Origin of the sequence: Vibrio sp. M260118 (assembly GCF_036533755.1) — a bacterium.
Lineage (GTDB): Bacteria > Pseudomonadota > Gammaproteobacteria > Enterobacterales > Vibrionaceae > Vibrio.
Genome location: NZ_JATABG010000032.1, coordinates 1 through 17,603, shown reverse-complemented (window position 1 = coordinate 17,603; position 17,603 = coordinate 1). Strand labels below are relative to the sequence as shown.

The 17,603-nt window shown below is 44.1% G+C and carries 17 protein-coding genes; 10 read left to right on the top strand and 7 right to left on the bottom strand.

The window, feature by feature from the left end:
- Positions 1-414: 414 nt before the first annotated feature.
- Complete coding sequence (locus QTO00_RS03970; RefSeq protein WP_331423102.1) at positions 415-2,064, bottom strand: GGDEF domain-containing protein; 1,650 nt, start codon at positions 2,062-2,064, stop codon at positions 415-417.
- A 216-nt stretch (positions 2,065-2,280) separates the two neighbouring features.
- Positions 2,281-4,914, bottom strand: coding sequence for a type I DNA topoisomerase (gene topA, locus QTO00_RS03965; protein ID WP_331423101.1), 2,634 nt, complete (start codon positions 4,912-4,914; stop codon positions 2,281-2,283).
- Positions 4,915-5,321: 407 nt separating this feature from the next.
- Between topA and QTO00_RS03960 the strand changes: the two genes are divergently transcribed.
- Positions 5,322-5,570, top strand: a complete 249-nt coding sequence (locus QTO00_RS03960; protein WP_331423100.1) for a YciN family protein — start codon at positions 5,322-5,324, stop codon at positions 5,568-5,570.
- A 201-nt stretch (positions 5,571-5,771) separates the two neighbouring features.
- On the opposite strand, the gene aroA is transcribed toward QTO00_RS03960, so the two are convergent.
- On the bottom strand, positions 5,772-7,052 hold the full coding sequence (gene aroA, locus QTO00_RS03955; protein WP_331423098.1) for a 3-phosphoshikimate 1-carboxyvinyltransferase: 1,281 nt from the start codon (positions 7,050-7,052) through the stop codon (positions 5,772-5,774).
- Positions 7,053-7,299: 247 nt separating this feature from the next.
- Between aroA and aat the strand changes: the two genes are divergently transcribed.
- From aat to infA, 3 genes are all read left to right on the top strand, one after another.
- Positions 7,300-8,022 carry a leucyl/phenylalanyl-tRNA--protein transferase gene (gene aat, locus QTO00_RS03950; protein WP_331423096.1) on the top strand — a complete coding sequence of 241 codons (723 nt, stop codon included), beginning with the start codon at positions 7,300-7,302 and terminating at the stop codon, positions 8,020-8,022.
- A complete protein-coding gene (locus tag QTO00_RS03945) occupies positions 8,019-8,717 on the top strand; it encodes an arginyltransferase (RefSeq protein WP_331423094.1) in 699 nt (232 codons plus the stop codon). Before aat ends, QTO00_RS03945 begins: the two co-directional genes overlap by 4 nt.
- 81 nt (positions 8,718-8,798) lie before the next feature.
- Positions 8,799-9,017 carry a translation initiation factor IF-1 gene (gene infA / locus QTO00_RS03940; RefSeq protein WP_001040192.1) on the top strand — a complete coding sequence of 73 codons (219 nt, stop codon included), beginning with the start codon at positions 8,799-8,801 and terminating at the stop codon, positions 9,015-9,017.
- Positions 9,018-9,081: 64 nt separating this feature from the next.
- Here infA and QTO00_RS03935 read toward each other — a convergent pair whose 3' ends face one another.
- Together QTO00_RS03935 and cysS are read right to left on the bottom strand one after the other, a co-directional pair.
- Positions 9,082-9,660, bottom strand: a complete 579-nt coding sequence (locus QTO00_RS03935) for a thymidine kinase (RefSeq protein WP_038205454.1) — start codon at positions 9,658-9,660, stop codon at positions 9,082-9,084.
- Positions 9,661-9,736: 76 nt separating this feature from the next.
- Positions 9,737-11,119, bottom strand: a complete 1,383-nt coding sequence (cysS, locus tag QTO00_RS03930) for a cysteine--tRNA ligase (RefSeq protein ID WP_331423090.1) — start codon at positions 11,117-11,119, stop codon at positions 9,737-9,739.
- A gap of 202 nt (positions 11,120-11,321) precedes the next feature.
- Between cysS and QTO00_RS03925 the strand changes: the two genes are divergently transcribed.
- From QTO00_RS03925 to QTO00_RS03910, 4 genes are all read left to right on the top strand, one after another.
- Positions 11,322-11,816 (top strand): peptidylprolyl isomerase, encoded by a 495-nt coding sequence (locus QTO00_RS03925; RefSeq protein ID WP_331423088.1) that lies wholly within the window; start codon positions 11,322-11,324, stop codon positions 11,814-11,816.
- 45 nt (positions 11,817-11,861) lie between these two features.
- The gene (gene lpxH / locus QTO00_RS03920; RefSeq protein ID WP_331423086.1) at positions 11,862-12,590 is read left to right on the top strand and encodes a UDP-2,3-diacylglucosamine diphosphatase; all 729 of its coding nucleotides are present in this window, start codon (positions 11,862-11,864) and stop codon (positions 12,588-12,590) included.
- A 79-nt stretch (positions 12,591-12,669) separates the two neighbouring features.
- Positions 12,670-13,887 carry an EAL and HDOD domain-containing protein gene (locus QTO00_RS03915; RefSeq protein ID WP_331423085.1) on the top strand — a complete coding sequence of 406 codons (1,218 nt, stop codon included), beginning with the start codon at positions 12,670-12,672 and terminating at the stop codon, positions 13,885-13,887.
- Between the two features lie 11 nt (positions 13,888-13,898).
- Entirely contained in the window at positions 13,899-14,408 is a 510-nt protein-coding gene (locus QTO00_RS03910) for a YchJ family protein (RefSeq protein ID WP_331423084.1), read from the top strand.
- Between the two features lie 42 nt (positions 14,409-14,450).
- Here the strand turns inward: QTO00_RS03910 and QTO00_RS03905 are convergent, their stop codons facing one another.
- A complete protein-coding gene (locus tag QTO00_RS03905; protein ID WP_331423083.1) occupies positions 14,451-14,732 on the bottom strand; it encodes a YeaC family protein in 282 nt (93 codons plus the stop codon).
- A 105-nt stretch (positions 14,733-14,837) separates the two neighbouring features.
- Between QTO00_RS03905 and QTO00_RS03900 the strand changes: the two genes are divergently transcribed.
- Entirely contained in the window at positions 14,838-15,659 is an 822-nt protein-coding gene (locus QTO00_RS03900; protein WP_331423082.1) for a DUF2989 domain-containing protein, read from the top strand.
- A gap of 48 nt (positions 15,660-15,707) precedes the next feature.
- On the opposite strand, the gene msrB is transcribed toward QTO00_RS03900, so the two are convergent.
- Positions 15,708-16,112 carry a peptide-methionine (R)-S-oxide reductase MsrB gene (msrB, locus tag QTO00_RS03895; protein WP_331423081.1) on the bottom strand — a complete coding sequence of 135 codons (405 nt, stop codon included), beginning with the start codon at positions 16,110-16,112 and terminating at the stop codon, positions 15,708-15,710.
- 337 nt (positions 16,113-16,449) lie between these two features.
- On the opposite strand from msrB, the gene gap reads away from it, so the two are divergent.
- Positions 16,450-17,445: a type I glyceraldehyde-3-phosphate dehydrogenase gene (gene gap, locus QTO00_RS03890; RefSeq protein ID WP_004748683.1), complete on the top strand. Its 996-nt coding sequence runs from the start codon at positions 16,450-16,452 to the stop codon at positions 17,443-17,445.
- Positions 17,446-17,603: the final 158 nt, after the last annotated feature.

The following is a 17,603-nucleotide window of genomic DNA, read 5'->3' as shown; positions in this document are numbered from 1 at the left end:
TTACAACGCTCAGGTTGGCGAGACTTACGCCATGATCAAAGCACTGAACAAACTTACAGGGCTTGGTATGCCTGAAACTCAGTATATTGTATAAAAGTCGCTCAACTTTAGGAGGTTTGGTTTCTCGTCTGAATTACGCAACAAAGCCGGTTGTACCATTCCTAGTTGGTACAACCTGCAGCAAGATCAAACGAGCTCAAGGCCCATGCCTTAGCAATCAAGCGTAACTACGTCTTGTGCAAGAGGTTTATTATAACTTATCGTATTTCAGCAAGATTACAATTTAAAATATGCTGTACTATGCTAAGGACATCCATTACTTTGCCAGTGCCTGCGACAGCTCACATTATCCAATATCAAACATAGATGTGATTATTAATTATTCATCTTTTCATCGCCGAACAAAGCTCTCGATTACGCTGCATTCGAAACATCATGAATATAAACGGCGCTGCTTGGTTTCGACTTCGCCACATATAAAGAGCTATCAGCCAAGGCTAACGCTTGCTGCATAGACAAATTTGGTTTAATCAAGGTACCACCGATTGAAAACTTGCCAACCCACTCTTTCGCCGATTCATTATCCTCTTGGGTAGCCTCGAAATACTGTTTAATCCGATTGGCGATCTGATGCAGGGTATCGTTGTTTCCCGTGCGAACAAGCAGCAAAAACTCATCATCTTGCCAACGACCTGCAACATCATATTCCCTTATCGCTCGTTTTATACTCTCTGCTACTGCCTCTAACACCCATTGATGCTTACTGGTATCAAACTTGCTGGTACCTTGGCTCACCAAACCAGCATCAATCCATATCAAGCCAAAATCAAACTGCTCTCTGGACGACCTAGCCAATTCAGCTCGCAATTCTCGTTGTAATCCTTGGCGATTATACAAACCAGTGACAACGTCAATCACCGCAAGCTTGTCAAGCTGTTCAGTGCGCAATGCCACTAACTCTTCAACCTCAGTACGTGCGGACATTATTTCATGCTCTATCGCGGCAAACATCTCATCGATACTTCTAGATTCTGGCTCCGATTTAGTTAACTTCATAAAGCGCTGTTTCAGTCGTTCATTCGGCTCTATCCAGTGTTTTACAAGACAGCAGTAACTGAGCAACATACTAAATAGAACAACCAGTATAAGGGGAATAACCAACACGGTTGCTACCCAGTTAGGTACCATGTCGTCTACGTTGACAAAAGTGAGCTCATACCAGCCCAAGGCCTCAATGTAGTGAATGGCAACCACCGCTTGCCCTCCCTCCTGATGTACCATGGATAATTCGGCCTCTTCCCCTAGCTTTTGTCTTTGCATTAATTTCTGCAGAGTCGCGTACTCTGCATCAGCGGTGATATAGTCACTTAGAGTTGGTTTGGTTGTTTTGCTATCACGCAATGAGTAATCAAGCTTGTCTCCATCCACCAAGAACTGAACTCTAAAGTTGTCATCAACAAACATGGTTTTTAGAGCATGGGAATGCCCAACACTGTAACGGTCAAAAAGCAGTTCAGTATCAATACCTGTTCCAACTATGCCAAGGAACTGACCGTTTTTCTCGATACGTTTATTGATCCACACCCGCGTAAGACCAAGGTGTGCATCTCGAGCAATATTGACATTTAAATCACTGCCATTGTGCTTTTGCTCGAAATACCACTGATCTTTGAGAGATTCAGGGTCTAAATGGTAACGAAGGAAAGTTTGTTTGCGAATGCTCTGGACATCATTGAAGTGATAGGCGAGATTTTGGTCGAGTACAATAAAAAAATTCTTAGACTTAAGACGCCATCGATAGAGGTCAAGAGTGTCTTCGGCAACGGTCCGATACACATCATCATTACTGTGATAACCCCATGAACTGACATTCGGATGTGAGGCAAGCTCGCTGACAATATTGACCTCCTCAATAATGGGCGCGAGCAGAGTCTCTGCATCATGATGAGCAGAAACTTGTGCATACTTCCAAAGTAACTGTTCCACCACGCCGCTTATCACTTGCTTAGAAACGCTATAAGCAGAAAATAGAAAAGTCACACTGACGATGGCTAGAAACGTCAATAGCTTGAGTCTTTGTTTCCTGATGTCCTTCCGGTGGGTGATCTAAACCAATAGAAGCTACTTACTATATTGTCAAAAAAGCCTTTCCAGATCCCATCATTCATCCGATCAATAAGCCAAATGTATTAGCTTGCTCTCATGAAAATGAAAACAGTTGATCATTCGGTTCAAAAAAAAAGCAGCCCATTTAAGGCTGCTTTTCTAGTCTCGAAACGTCTATTTCTTCTTAGCTGGTTTCTTACGCTTATCGGTAATTTCCCATTTGCCATCAACGTAAAGTGCAGTGTAACCCGAAGGTTTACCATCAATCTCAGAGCGTACATAGTTCTCTTTCGATTTACGGCTAAATCGAACCACCATTGGCAAGCCATCCGGATCTTTCTCTGGGGCATCGGCCAAGTAGTGGAATTTAGGCGAAATTCGATCTTTAAAGCGAACCAGCTCTTCCACTAATGGTGCACGAGTTTCACGTGATTTAGGGAAAGTACTTGCGGCTAAGAACAGACCCGAAGCACCATCACGCAATACAAAGTAAGCGTCTGAGTTCTCACACGGAAGTTCAGGTAGGTGAACAGGGTCTTCTTTCGGCGGCGCTACTTCACCATTCTTTAAGATCTTACGCGTATTTTTACAATCATCGCTGGTGCAATCCATGTATTTACCAAAACGACCATTCTTCAATACCATGTCGCTGCCACACTTGTCACACTCAACAACTGGGCCGTCATAACCTTTAACCTTGTACTCACCATGCTCAACAACATAACCCTCACAGTTCGGGTTATTACCACAAACATGCAACTTACGTTTATCATCGATTAGGTAAGCGTCCATTGCGGTTTCACAGATAGGACAACGCTTCTTCGCACGCAAAGCCGCGGTTTCAACATCTTCTTCAAGAACGTTAATGACGCCATCTTCATCGCCAAGGTTGATAGTGGTCTTACAACGCTCTTTCGGTGGTAACGCATAGCCAGAACAGCCAAGGAATACACCAGTAGACGCCGTACGAATACCCATTTGACGCGAACAAGTCGGACACTCAATATCAGTGTAAACGATATGATTTGGCTTCATGCCACCCTGTTCTTCGTCTTGCTCCGCTTTCTCTAGATCGCCAGTGAAGTCTTTGAAGAAACTATCTAGTACACCTTTCCAATTCGCCTCACCTTCAGCGATTTGGTCGAGCTTCTCTTCCATGCGCGATGTGAACTCGTAGTTCATCAGTTCATCGAAACTACCGTCTAGACGGTCAGTCACAATTTCACCCATCTTCTCAGCATAGAAGCGGCGCTGTTCCACTTTCACATAACCACGATCTTGAATGGTAGAGATGATTGACGCATACGTTGAAGGACGGCCAATACCACGCTTTTCAAGCTCTTTAACTAACGCAGCTTCTGTAAAGCGCGCTGGCGGCTTAGTAAAGTGCTGCTTAGGTTCAAGAGCAACAAGTTCAATCGCATCACCCACCTGTACTGCAGGTAGAATCTGGTCTTCGTTTTTACCCAATGGACGCTGAACGCGAGTCCAACCGTCAAATTTCAAGATACGACCTTTCGCTTTTAGCGTGTACTCAGCCGCTTTCACGCTAACTGTAGTCGAGTCGTATTTTGCTGGTGTCATCTGACAAGCAACAAACTGATTCCAAATCAAAGAGTACAATTTGTGCGCATCTGCTTCCATACCATTGAGATCATCCGCTTTCACAGATACATCAGATGGTCGAATCGCTTCGTGAGCCTCTTGAGCGCCCTCTTTGCTACCGTAAACAATAGCTTTGCTAGGCAGGTAAGCGTCGCCAAATTCACTCGCGATAAAACCACGAGCCGCTTCTACTGCTTCAGAGCTCAAGTTAGTCGAGTCGGTACGCATATAGGTGATGTAACCTGCTTCATACAAGCGCTGAGCCAACATCATGGTTTTCTTAACGCCGTAACCTAAGCGAGTACTCGCTGCCTGTTGCAGTGTTGAGGTAATGTAAGGTGCTGAAGGTTTGCTTGATGTCGGACGGTCTTCACGCTTACACACTTCGTAGCGCGCTTTTTCAAGCACAGACATCGCCGCTTTGGTTTCCGCTTCATTAACAGGTTTGAAAGCAACACCATCTTTTTGTGCAACTTGCAGACGGAAATCCGTTTTGTCTTGGGTTTTGGTATCAGCATGAATATCCCAGAACTCTTCTGGAATAAACGCTTTGATTTCGCGCTCACGCTCTACGAGTAGTTTAACCGCAACAGACTGTACGCGGCCCGCAGATAGACCACGCGCAACCTTCTTCCACAATAGTGGAGAAACCATAAAGCCAACCACGCGGTCCATAAAACGACGCGCTTGTTGGGCGTTAACGCCATCCATACTAAGCTCGCCCGGTTTTTCGAACGCCTGTTGGATAGCATTTTTAGTAATCTCGTTGAACACAACACGTTTGTATCGCTCTTCATCGCCACCGATGATCTCACGAAGGTGCCAAGCGATAGCCTCTCCCTCGCGGTCTAAATCGGTTGCGAGATAAACGCTATCCGCGTCTTTCGCTAGTTTTTGCAGTTCCGCCACGACTTTCTCTTTGCCTGGCAGAACTTGATAATTCGCTTCCCAACCGTGATATGGGTCGATACCCATTTTCTTAATTAGAGCTTTACGATCTTTTTCTTTCTTGATACGTGCTTTTTCTTCAGCACTTAAGCCCTTGGTTGATACCGCAGCAGCTTTCTGACCAGTACTCTGGCCAGCAGTAGGCAGATCACGCACGTGACCTACACTGGACTTCACAATGAAGTCCTTACCTAAATACTTATTGATGGTCTTCGCTTTAGCTGGCGACTCCACAATAACCAGTGACTTACCCATAATTGACTCAAGTGTCCTTTATCGAGTGCGAATTAACGCACGACATACTTAATACTTTGCTTCTTTTTTTACTATTGAGCGAGATTACAAGAAGATCAATATCTTTTTTTAATTTCTATCTTGACTGGTCGACAATTCAGCGATGTTCAGGTGATATGCTGACAAGTAAATAAGCGAGCACTGAATCTTATTCGCTCAGCTAGAAAACGCCACATACTAAACGTCACAATATCTTCAACGCTAGTGCAAAATGACTTTTTTTGTCGCGAGTCACAAAACCTACAGAGTGAAATTCAACTCTGTCTTTAAGCTCATGCCGCTATTGTGATTGAAATTATCGACCAACTACCTACAATCCCCACATTGCTTCTTTTATATAGAAGTTCAACACGAGTAAAGGTAACCCCATGAGCGACAAAAAGACTATCTCACCATTTGAGCTATTAATTATTGCCAACCACCTAATCCAAGAGCATGACGACTACATCGAGGGGATGCGTGCAGAGAGCGTTGAAGAAAAAGACGACGTGTTGGTATTCAAAGGGAATTACTTTCTAGACGACAACGGCCTACCAACGTCGCAAACGACAGCCGTGTTCAATATGTTTAAGTATTTAGCGCACCATCTGTCGAAAGAGTTTACGTTGGAAAAGTAGCGAGAAAGCGAGAAAGCGAGAAAGCGAGAAAGCGAGAAAAATTAAAGGATTGACACTTAGTGTCAATCCTTTTTATTTCAAGTCCTTGCTTCGTCGTTCTATAGAGTGACGATTTGTCTTCAAAGTCCGAACTCGATTCTCGGAACGCAGTGTTCTATAGGGCGAAGCCCGTTCCCGTTATTCAAAAGCGCAGCTTCCGCTCTACGAACTCAAGCCTTCTAGCTTGTCAAAGTAGTCCGGAAAGGTCTTAGACGTACACTTAGGATCATTGATGGTCACAGGCGTATCGCTTAATGCAACGAGTGAGAAACACATTGCCATGCGATGATCATCATAGGTATCAATTGCGGCATGCTTAAGTTGAGCAGGTGGCGTTACAATGATGTAGTCTTCACCCTCTTCTACTTCCGCTCCAACCTTACGCAACTCGGTTGCCATTGCTGCTAAGCGGTCAGTCTCCTTCACGCGCCAGTTGTACACGTTGCGAATCGCTGTCGTACCCTGAGCAAACAGCGCAGTGGTGGCGATTGTCATCGCGGCATCTGGGATATGATTGTAGTCCATATCGATACCTTTAAGCTCACCCACACGTGAGATCACGTAATCATCACCCCACTCGATTTCAGCGCCCATTTTCTCTAGCGCGTCTGCGAATTGGATGTCACCTTGAATACTGTTTTTGCCGATGCCGGTAACTTTAATCTCACCGCCTTTGATTGCCGCAGCAGCGAGAAAGTAAGATGCCGAAGAGGCGTCGCCTTCGACCAAGAAGTCACCCGGAGCCAGATAAATTTGACCCTTGCGTACTACAAAGCTCTGATAGTTGTTGTTTTCAACTTCAACACCGAACTGAGCCATGATATGCAGAGTAATGTCGATGTAAGGCTTAGAAACTAGCTCACCAACAATGTTGATAGTGACGTCATCTTGCGCCAATGGTGCAGACATCAGGAATGCCGTTAGGAACTGACTAGAGATAGAACCGTCGATTTCAACCGTGCCACCCTTCAACCCAGTACCAACAATTTTCAGCGGTGGGTAGTCTTCGTTTTCTAAGTATTCAACCTCAGCACCCGCTTGGCGTAGCGCGTTCACTAGGTGGCCAATTGGGCGCTCTTTCATGCGCGGCTCACCCGTAAGTACGTACTCACCACCACCTAGGCATAATGCCGCAGCAAGTGGACGCATTGCCGTACCAGCGTTACCTAGAAACAGTTCCAACGCTTGTGGTGCATCAAATGGCCTTCCTAAGCCTTCAACTTCACACACCGTTTTATCTTCAGACAACCTATACACCACGCCAAGTTGCGTTAGTGCATTTAACATATGGCGAATATCATCGCTGTCGAGTAGGTTAGTTAAACGAGTGGTACCCTTTGCTAGTGCAGCCAGTAGTAACGCTCGGTTAGAAACACTTTTTGAACCTGGTAAGTTGACCTCACCATTGACTTTATTGATAGGTTGTAACGTAAGGCTTTCCATTAAAATTGATATTCCTTGCACATCCCGCCTTCCTAACGGGACGATGAAAAATTCTTCGTACTTGCAGACTATCTAAATTCACCATCTAAAACCAGACCCAAACAGCGAATCAAACCGAATAATTATCTCCTCCGTCCACGCTAAGCCGCGGCTTTGAAGTATTTCTTTACCAAGCCGCATTGGCAATGCATAAGAAAAACCCATATGATCTTTAGTTATTTATTGATTTTGTTTTGCTCAATCCACCATGACGATATACCTAACTGAACTCGACTGTGATGAACTTTGGTTTCCATCCAGCTTTGATGCCCTAGACGACCCAAATGGTTTGCTCGCGTTTGGCGGTGACCTTAGTTCAGAAAGGCTATTGTTGGCCTATCAAAATGGCATCTTTCCTTGGTATGGCCCTGGTGAACCAATTTTATGGTGGAGCCCTTCACCGCGCGCTGTGTTTGACCCGAAAAACTTTCAGCCAGCGAAAAGCCTGAAAAAATTTCAACGTAAACATCAATATCAAGTCACTATCAATCACGCAACAGACCAAGTAATTGATTACTGCGCATCAACACGGAGTAAAGAAGAAACCTGGCTTAATGAGGAGATGCGAACCGCATACAAGCAACTAGCTCAGCAAGGTCACTGCCACTCGGTCGAAGTATGGAAAAACGATACACTGATCGGCGGGTTGTACGGTCTCGCGATTGGCCAAGTGTTTTGTGGGGAGTCGATGTTTAGCTTGGTCACTAATGCTTCGAAGATTGCATTATGGTATTTCTGCGAGCACTTTAAACGTCACCAAGGCCAGCTAATTGATTGCCAAGTGCTAAACCCCCACCTTGCATCTCTCGGGGCAATAGAGCTTAATCGTCAAGACTTTAGCCAAAGACTGCTATCCTTTAACAGTAAGCCGCTGCTAGAAAACTGTTTCTTAAAGCAGGCTTTAACTCTTGATGGACGGGGAGAGGAATGAGTTCCGATTTACAACAAATCCGTATTGGCTTAACCGATAGTCACCCATGCGCCTACCTTGCAGAGCGACAGGAGCGAGTTGCGGTCGCTCTAGAACCGAACATGCACTGTGGTTCGAGCTATGAGGTACTGCTCGCCAATGGTTTCAGACGCAGTGGCGATACCATCTATAAACCCCACTGTGATAATTGCTGCGCGTGTGAAGCATTAAGAGTCTCTATCCCTGATGTTGTTTTATCTAAAAATCAAAAGCGACTGCTCAGTAAAGCCAAAACCTTTACTTGGCAACTCAAAGAGACCATGGATGATAATTGGTTCGAACTCTATGCGCGCTATATTGAAACACGCCACAGCAAAGGAACCATGTACCCGCCAAAGAAAAAAGAGTTCGCTCAATTTTCACAATGCGCATGGCTAAACACCCAATTTCTGCATATCTACGATCAAGACAAACTGATTGCTATTGCTGTCACCGATGTACTCTCGAATAGTGCCAGTGCCTTCTATACCTTTTTCGATCCAGACTATGCCCTATCCCTTGGTACTCTGGGCGTGTTATATCAGATTGAGTACTGCCAAAAACAGGGTAAACAGTGGCTCTATTTGGGCTATCAAATCGATGAATGTCCAGCGATGAACTATAAAGTCCGTTTTCAGCGTCATCAAAGGCTAGTAAATCAGCGTTGGCAAGGGTAGAATACCGCCCAACTTTACATTATTCATTTTTATCGGCATTATGCGCCGGTTGAAATCGCCCATTTTTTAAAAGAGGATTAAATGGCTAAAGAAGACGTAATTGAGATGCAAGGCACTGTCCTTGATACTCTACCAAACACAATGTTCCGTGTTGAGCTAGAAAACGGCCACGTAGTTACTGCTCACATCTCTGGTAAAATGCGTAAGAACTACATCCGTATTCTTACTGGTGACAAAGTAACTGTAGAGATGACTCCATACGATCTATCAAAAGGTCGCATCGTCTTCCGTGCTCGTTAATCTACGATTATCGAATACAAACAAAAAAGCGAAGCTCATGGCTTCGCTTTTTTGTTTGTTTCCACTATTTACCTAGTGCTTCTTTATAATGTTCACGACACACTGATACATAGCGGTCATTACCACCAATCGCGACTTGGTCACCCTCTTTAATCGCAACGCCGTGCTCGTCAGTACGAATCACCATGTTTGCCTTACGACCGCAGTGACAAATAGTTTTCAGTTCAATCAGCTTGTCTGCCCACGACAGTAGGTATTTACTGCCTTCGAACAGCTCACCCAAGAAATCGGTTCTTAATCCGTAACAAAGCACTGGAATATGCAGTTTATCGACCACTTCCGTCAGTTGGTAAACCTGCTCTTTACTCAGGAACTGACACTCATCAACCAGAATACAGTGACGCTTTTCTACTTCGTTTAACGCAGCGATCTCTTGATAAAGATTAGATTCCGCATTGAACAGTTGCGCGTCTGACTGCAAGCCAATACGTGAACTAACTTTACCTACACCATAACGGTCATCGAGTGCGGCGGTGAAGATCACCGGGTTCATACCACGCTCTTGGTAGTTAAAAGAAGATTGAAGAAGAGTGGTTGATTTACCCGCATTCATAGCCGAGTAATAGAAGTACATCTGAGCCACTATTTGTTTCCCTAAAGATTAAAAGGTTTAAACAAAAGGGCTGAATTATCAGCCCTTTTTTGAATTGGTTTTACGATTACTTACGACGCCAAGTTGTGCCTTCAGCGCCGTCTTCTAGCACGATGCCCATCTCTGTTAGCTTGTCGCGTGCCATGTCGGCATTCGCCCAATCTTTAGCAGCGCGAGAATCATTACGCAGTTTAATTAGCGCCTCGATCTCTGCCACTTCATCATCGTTGCCTGCATCCCCTTTCAAGAAAGATTCCGGATCTTGGTGAAGAATACCGATCACGTCTGCAAGTTCACGCATTAGTGAGCCAAGCGCACTTGCCGAAGCGACGTCTTCTGCTTTAAGGCGGTTAATTTCACGCGCCATATCGAACAGTACTGAGTATGCTTCTGGAGTGTTGAAGTCATCGTTCATCGCTTCAGTAAAGCGGCTCACGTACTCTTCACCACCTGCTGCTGGTATCGATAAATCCAAACCACGCAGTGATGTGTATAAACGCTCTAACGAAGCACGCGCTTGGTTTAAGTTCTCTTCGCTGTAGTTAAGCTGGCTACGGTAGTGACCCGACATTAGGAAGTAGCGTACTGTTTCAGCATCGTAGTGGCCTAATACGTCACGGATAGTGAAGAAGTTACCCAGTGACTTAGACATTTTCTCACGATCAACCATCACCATACCGCTGTGCATCCAAGTGTTCACATAGTCAGTACCATGTGCACAGCATGATTGGGCAATTTCGTTCTCATGGTGTGGGAACTGCAGATCTGAACCACCGCCATGAATATCAAAATGATTGCCAAGAATTGATGAGTTCATTGCAGAACATTCAATATGCCAACCCGGACGACCTGGCCCCCAAGGCGACTCCCAAGTCGGCTCACCTGGCTTAGACATTTTCCATAGCACGAAGTCAAGTGAACTGCGTTTAGCACTTTCAATCTCGACACGAGCACCGGCTTGTAGCTGCTCTAGATCTTGGCGAGAAAGCTTACCGTAATCATCATACTTAGCGATTTCAAACATCACATCGCCATTATCAGCAACATAAGCAAAACCACGTTCAATGAGCTTTTCAACCAGCTCCATAATCTCTTTGATGTATTCTGTCGCTCGTGGCTCGATATCAGGACGCTTCATATTTAGCGCGTCGAAATCGGCATGCATTTCACCAATTAAACGCTCGGTCAGCGAATCACATGTTTCACCGTTTTCGTTTGCACGCTTGATGATTTTATCGTCGATATCAGTGATGTTGCGCACGAAAGTTAGATCGTAACCTAAGTAGCGTAAGTAACGAGAAACCACATCGAAAGAAACGAAAGTACGGCCATGACCAATATGACAGAGATCATAGATGGTTACCCCACAGACATACATGCCAACCTTGCCAGCATTGATTGGTTTGAATTCCTCTTTCTGTCGTGTGAGTGTGTTATATATCTTTAACATGATCTCTTTCTAATTTTTTAGTCAAACAAAATAGTGGCTCAGTATATCAATTCACACACTATTAGGTAATCCCTCAAATGCGCAAAAAGGCGCCATTAACACCTATACTCAGGTCTCAACCCTTACTTTTCACGTATTAATGTCCGAAAAGTTACGTTAGAATCTTGGCTTCAGAGCAAAAACACAGCTAAAGGAAAAAATCATGATCACCCTTCACACTAATTTTGGTGACATCAAAATCGAACTCAACGAAGAAAAAGCACCAGAAACATGTGCAAACTTCCTACAGTACTGCCGTGATGGTTTTTACGACAACACTCTGTTCCACCGTGTTATCGATGGTTTCATGATTCAAGGTGGTGGCATGGAGTCTGGCCTAAAAGAGAAGGCGACTCGCGCTCCAATTAAAAACGAAGCAAACAACGGACTTAGCAACAAAGTAGGTACACTTGCTATGGCTCGCACTATGGAACCGCACTCTGCGAGTTCTCAGTTCTTCATCAATGTTAACAACAATACTTTCCTAGACTTCCGCAGCGAAAGCCTAGATGGTTGGGGCTACTGTGTCTTCGCTGAAGTTGTTGAAGGCATGGAGATCGTCAACAAGATCAAAGGTGTAAGTACAGGTTCTTACGGCATGCACCAAGATGTCCCACTGGAAGACGTACTGATTACCGGTACTACAATCGAAGAATAATCCCTATAAAAGAGAGCGCGTTATGCGCTCTCTTGCGATCTGACTATGACCACACTTTTTATTTCTGATCTACACCTTTCCCCTGCTCGTCCTGACATCACTGAGTGTTTCGTTCGTTTTATGCGTGAAGAAGCAATACATGCCGAAGCGTTGTATGTGCTTGGAGACTTGTTCGAGTTTTGGATTGGCGATGATGATCGCTCAGATTTCGCTTGTTCAATACGAGCTGAATTTAAAGCGCTTACCAATAGCGGTATCCCATGTTTTTTTACCCAAGGAAATCGTGACTTTCTCGTCGGCAGCCGATTTAGTCGCCAGACTGGCGTTAAATTACTCGGTGATGAAACCGTCATCGATTTATACGGACGCAGAGCCGTAATCCTTCATGGCGATACTCTCTGCACTCAAGATGTGAAGTACCTCGAATACCGCGCTAAAGTCCACCAGCCATGGTTGCAGTGGGTGTTCAATCGTATTCCAATGTTCATTAAAAAGAAGATTGTCAATAAGGTCCAATCTGATATAAAAACAGAGAAACAGACGAAATCGCTCGACATCATGGACGTGACTCAAAGCGAAGTTGAAAACATAATGCGCTGTCACAACGTTGATCTAATGATCCATGGTCACACCCATAGACCTAACGTCCATACCTTCCAAGTCGACAATTCAGACTATACTCGTGTTGTATTAGGTGATTGGTATACTCAAGGATCAGTTTTAGTTTACGATCAGAACGGATTTGAGTTACAACAGCGACCTTTTGCAGGCTAAATCACTTAATTTTACAGTTATTTAGTCCATTCTTATTAGCAGATAAATATTGTCACTTTAAACTGAAAGCGGATAGACTTTGAAATACTCATACATCGCTAGACAGCCTATCTTAGATAGCAACAAGCAAACGATTGGCTACGAGCTTCTGTTTCGGGATGGTCCACAGAACACTTTCCCTGAAATCGATCCAGAGCAAGCAACCAGTCGCTTGTTGTCCGATCACTTTTTATCTACGCATTATGAAACGCTGGGCGACAAACTTGGGTTTGTTAATTTTCCTTACCAAAGCTTAATTAATAAGGTTCCAACCCTATTTCCATCCGACAACCTGGTGATCGAAATCTTAGAGGATTGCCAACCGACCAAAGAGTTGCTTGCAGCCGTTAAAGAGATGGCTAAATCGGGCTATAAAATTGCGCTTGACGATTTCGTCCCAAGCAAAGAGTGGCGGGCTTTCCTACCCTACGTCTCGATTATTAAGTTCGATATTCGCCAAGTACCTATTGAAAAGGCACGCAATTTCATTCTGCGTTTATCGGGCACCAGCATTAAGTTTCTTGCCGAGAAAGTGGAAACTTATCAAGAGTTTGACCAGGCCAAACAAGCTGGCTTTGAATATTTCCAGGGCTACTTTTTTAGTAAACCTGAAATGATCAGTCGCAAGTCGCTTGAGCCCTCATTTATGACAGTCATTCAGCTTCTTACCGAAATTTCTAAGCAAGACATGGACTATGAGTCCATCGAATCCCTGATTAGCAAAGATGTCACCCTGTCGTACAAACTATTGTCTTTCGTCAACTCATCATCGATTGTTCAAACAAAAATCCAGTCGTTTAAACAAGCTCTGGTCTATTTAGGTGAAGACAAGCTACGCAAATTTATCTCTTTGGTTTCACTCGCTTCAACCCAAGATAGTAAGCCAGATTACTTGTACGGGCTATCAATTCAGCGGGCGCGTTATTGTGAACTTCTCGCCTCTCGCTTGGACGTTAAGCTTGAGTCGGGTGTCGCGTTCTTAACCGGCATGTTCTCGCTACTCGATAGTTTATTAGATAGACCACTAGAACAAATTGTCGACGAAATTTCCGTCGACGAGTCAATTAAACTCGCAATCACCGATAATGTCGGCATACTAGGCGAAATTTTGATGCTCACCAAAGCGTATGAGCAAGCCGAGTGGGAAGAAGTTCGCCGTCATAGTGATTCCATTGGTGTTGACGAAATCGTATTGAGCGAATGCTACGATGCCTCCGTGAAATGGACAGCGGATCTTCTTTCTGTAAAAACCAATTAAGTGGAGTTTTTATGAAAGCGTGTCCTTGTGGTTCTTCAAAGGAATACCGTCAGTGTTGCGAGCCTATTCATAGAGATCATGCACTCGCCCAGACTCCAGAGCAGTTGATGCGATCACGATACTCTGCCCATGTGAAAGGATTGGTTGACTACGTCGTTGATACTTACCACCCGAGTTGCCAAGCGGAAAATGAGCGCGAAGCGATTGCTGAGTCAATTGATAGTGATTGGTGTGGATTAGAAATCCTAAGTTCAGAACCAAGCGACAATGACACTGAAGGTTTCGTGACGTTTAAGGCCTACTTTAACCAGGACGGCGAACAGTTTTGCTTGCAAGAACGTTCGAGATTTATCAAAGAGCGTGGCTTATGGTTTTATATCGACGGTACTTTCATTGAACAAGCACCGCAAGAGTCTCAACCCGACTTTAGAACCACTCAACCCGTGCAGAGTTTGAAAATCGGCCGCAACGATCCATGTATTTGCGGTAGCGGAAAAAAATATAAAAAGTGCTGTGGCTAACACCAGTACAAAGAATTAAGGCAGGATTGAATCCTGCCTTTTTTATTCGTTTGGGTTAACTCTAACGATATCTTTCTGACCAGGTTGGAATTGCTTCTTGAGTTCCGCTTTTGATTTGAAGCTAATCTCTCCGCCTTTGGCCACCGTCATATGCTGAGCTTCAGCGTTATGTTTAGATTGATACAACATCACAGCTTGCATACAAGAGTCTCGCTGCTGCTGCGAAAGTGGGGTACCCTCAGGCCACTTGCCTGTTTCTACGGCGAAAAGTAGACGCTCATACGCCTCAGGTGTGATAGCGTCAATTAACTGCTCTGCGTCCATAGTCTATCCTTAAAGTCAGTCGCAATACGCGCACCTTAACTGGCTTGTTGGCGCAGTCAAGATAACAATAATGAATAAGTGTAACGGATCACAAGCAACAACAGTATGAAGACCTTAAATTTACTCACTCTACTCGGCATATCCTTGAGTCTTACGGGATGTTTCGAAACCAATAAAAACACCGAGCAACTGTGTAAAAACAATCCTGCGCTTCAATGTGAACGCCTAAACATGGGAGACGGTCAGTGCCGAGTACCAAGAACCAATCTAGCGTGGCATCGTTTCGAGGTGCTAAAAGACCCAAGTGATTTGAATCGAATTCAAGAATATAAACTTGTGGCAGAATATAAGAAATGTTTGGAGCTCGCTTCCCAAATTCAGCCTATCGATCAGTCTGCCCTTAAGCAGCAACGCTTTAATGCGCTGGTTAATGCAGGAGATGACCTAGAGACAATCGTAGCGACCTTATCTAAATCACGATCACCCGAGTCACTTTACTTCCTTTGGAGCCAAACGGGCAGTGATGATGCACGTCGTAGTTTCCTCCAACTAGAAGGGAGTCCAGCACTCGAAAGCGCTGAAATGCAGTATGCATTAGCAACCTTCTACACCAGCCGAGACCAACAGAAAACTCACCAACTGCTGATTCACACTTTGGAACTCACTAACAGCAGCAACATTAACAACGAAGTTTTTAAAACTCTGGCTAGCACTACCTACAACCTCGGGATGAAGAAAGAAGCCTACATTTGGACCATGGTCGCGAAAAACTTTGAAGTACCTATTGCTTCAGAATCTGAACTTCAACTTCTATACGGTTTTAGTGACATTATTTATCAACAACTCGATGATATTGCAGATGATATTGTAGATGCAGTAAAAAGTGGTGAGTTTAAGGCGTCAATGGTGCCTAAATTGAAACCTTAAACATAATGAAAGGATGAAACACGAAGCGGTGATTAAATCACCGCTTTTTTATGAATTGTTGAAAATTAACGACACCGAGTTAACACAGAAGCGTTCACCTGTTGTTTTTGGTCCATCAGGAAAAATGTGACCCAAATGGCTATCACAAGCCGCACATCTTATTTCGGTACGCACCATACCGTGACTCAGATCTTCTAAATAGCGAATAGCCCCACCAGAAATAGGGGCATCAAAACTTGACCAACCGCAACCTGAATCGTACTTACTTTCAGAGCTAAATAGAGGGGCATTGCAGCAAGTACACGAATAAACACCTGTCTGCTTGTTATGTAGCAGCTTTCCACTAAATGGGGCCTCAGTCCCCTGCTGACGGCATACTCGATATTCTTCTTCTGACAAGACTTCACGCCAGTGCTCATCGGGCTTTACGACTTTACCTCTACTCTCTTTCATGCCAACAAATCTCCGTATTCTCATTTTTAATTTAGACTTTTTTTTTTGAAAAACTTGCACTCAAATGCTTTTGTAGCACATACTTTGAAACCATAACAGGATGGTTAAACTTTCAGCAAGACTGACAGTCATCTGAACTATTTTACGTCAACTGGTTAGGGAAAAAACCAGTAATCCGTTCAAAACATCGCCATTTAAGAATAATTGTGAAAAAAAGCGACGCTTTTTTTTGACTTTAAACAAGTTAAGTCCGATTATCTGTTGCAGATTTTGACTGGGTTCTGTAATTTTACTACCAGTTATCTTTAATCAGAAATTAAGTTGTGGAGCAACTATAATGACTATCAAAGTAGGTATTAACGGTTTTGGCCGTATCGGCCGTTTCGTTTTCCGTGCAGCGCAAGAGCGTAACGACATCGAAGTAGTAGGTATTAACGACCTAATCGACGTAGAGTACATGGCATACATGCTTAAGTACGATTCAACTCACGGCCGTTTCAACGGTACTGTTGAAGTTGAAGGTGGTAACCTAATCGTTAACGGTAAGACTGTACGTGTTACTGCAGAGCGTAACCCTGAAGATCTTAAGTGGGACGCAATCGACGTAGACGTTGTTGCTGAAGCAACTGGTCTTTTCCTAACAGACGAGACTGCACGTAAGCACATCACTGCTGGCGCGAAGAAAGTTGTTCTAACTGGTCCTTCTAAAGACGCGACTCCAATGTTCGTAATGGGCGTTAACCAAGACACTTACGCTGGTCAAGACATCGTTTCTAACGCTTCTTGTACTACTAACTGTCTAGCGCCTATCGCTAAAGTTCTTAACGACGAATTCGGTATCGAATCTGGTCTTATGACTACAGTTCACGCAACTACTGCTACTCAAAAAACTGTAGATGGTCCTTCTGCTAAAGACTGGCGCGGTGGTCGTGGTGCTTCTCAAAACATCATCCCATCTTCAACTGGTGCTGCTAAAGCTGTAGGCGTTGTTCTTCCAGAACTAAACGGCAAACTAACTGGTATGGCTTTCCGCGTACCAACTGCTAACGTTTCTGTAGTTGACCTAACTGTTAACCTTAAAAACGGTGCATCTTACGAAGCTATCTGTGCAGCTATGAAAGCAGCATCTGAAGGCGCTCTTAAAGGTGTTCTAGGTTACACTGAAGATCAAGTTGTTTCTCAAGACTTCATCGGTGAAGTTCAAACTTCAGTATTCGATGCTAAAGCTGGTATCGCTCTAACTGACAACTTCGTTAAAGTTGTATCTTGGTACGACAACGAAATCGGTTACTCAAACAAAGTTCTAGACCTAATCGCTCACATCTCTAAGTAATCATTACTTTAAGATAAGCGTTTAGCGCAGAATCTTGTAAAAGGCGGCTCTCGAGTCGCCTTTTTTGTATTTAAAGTTCCTAGAAATCAATGCCTAGTTCCTAGATGGATGGAAGCTAGGGACTAAGTATTAGGAATTAGGAATTAGGAACTCAAGAC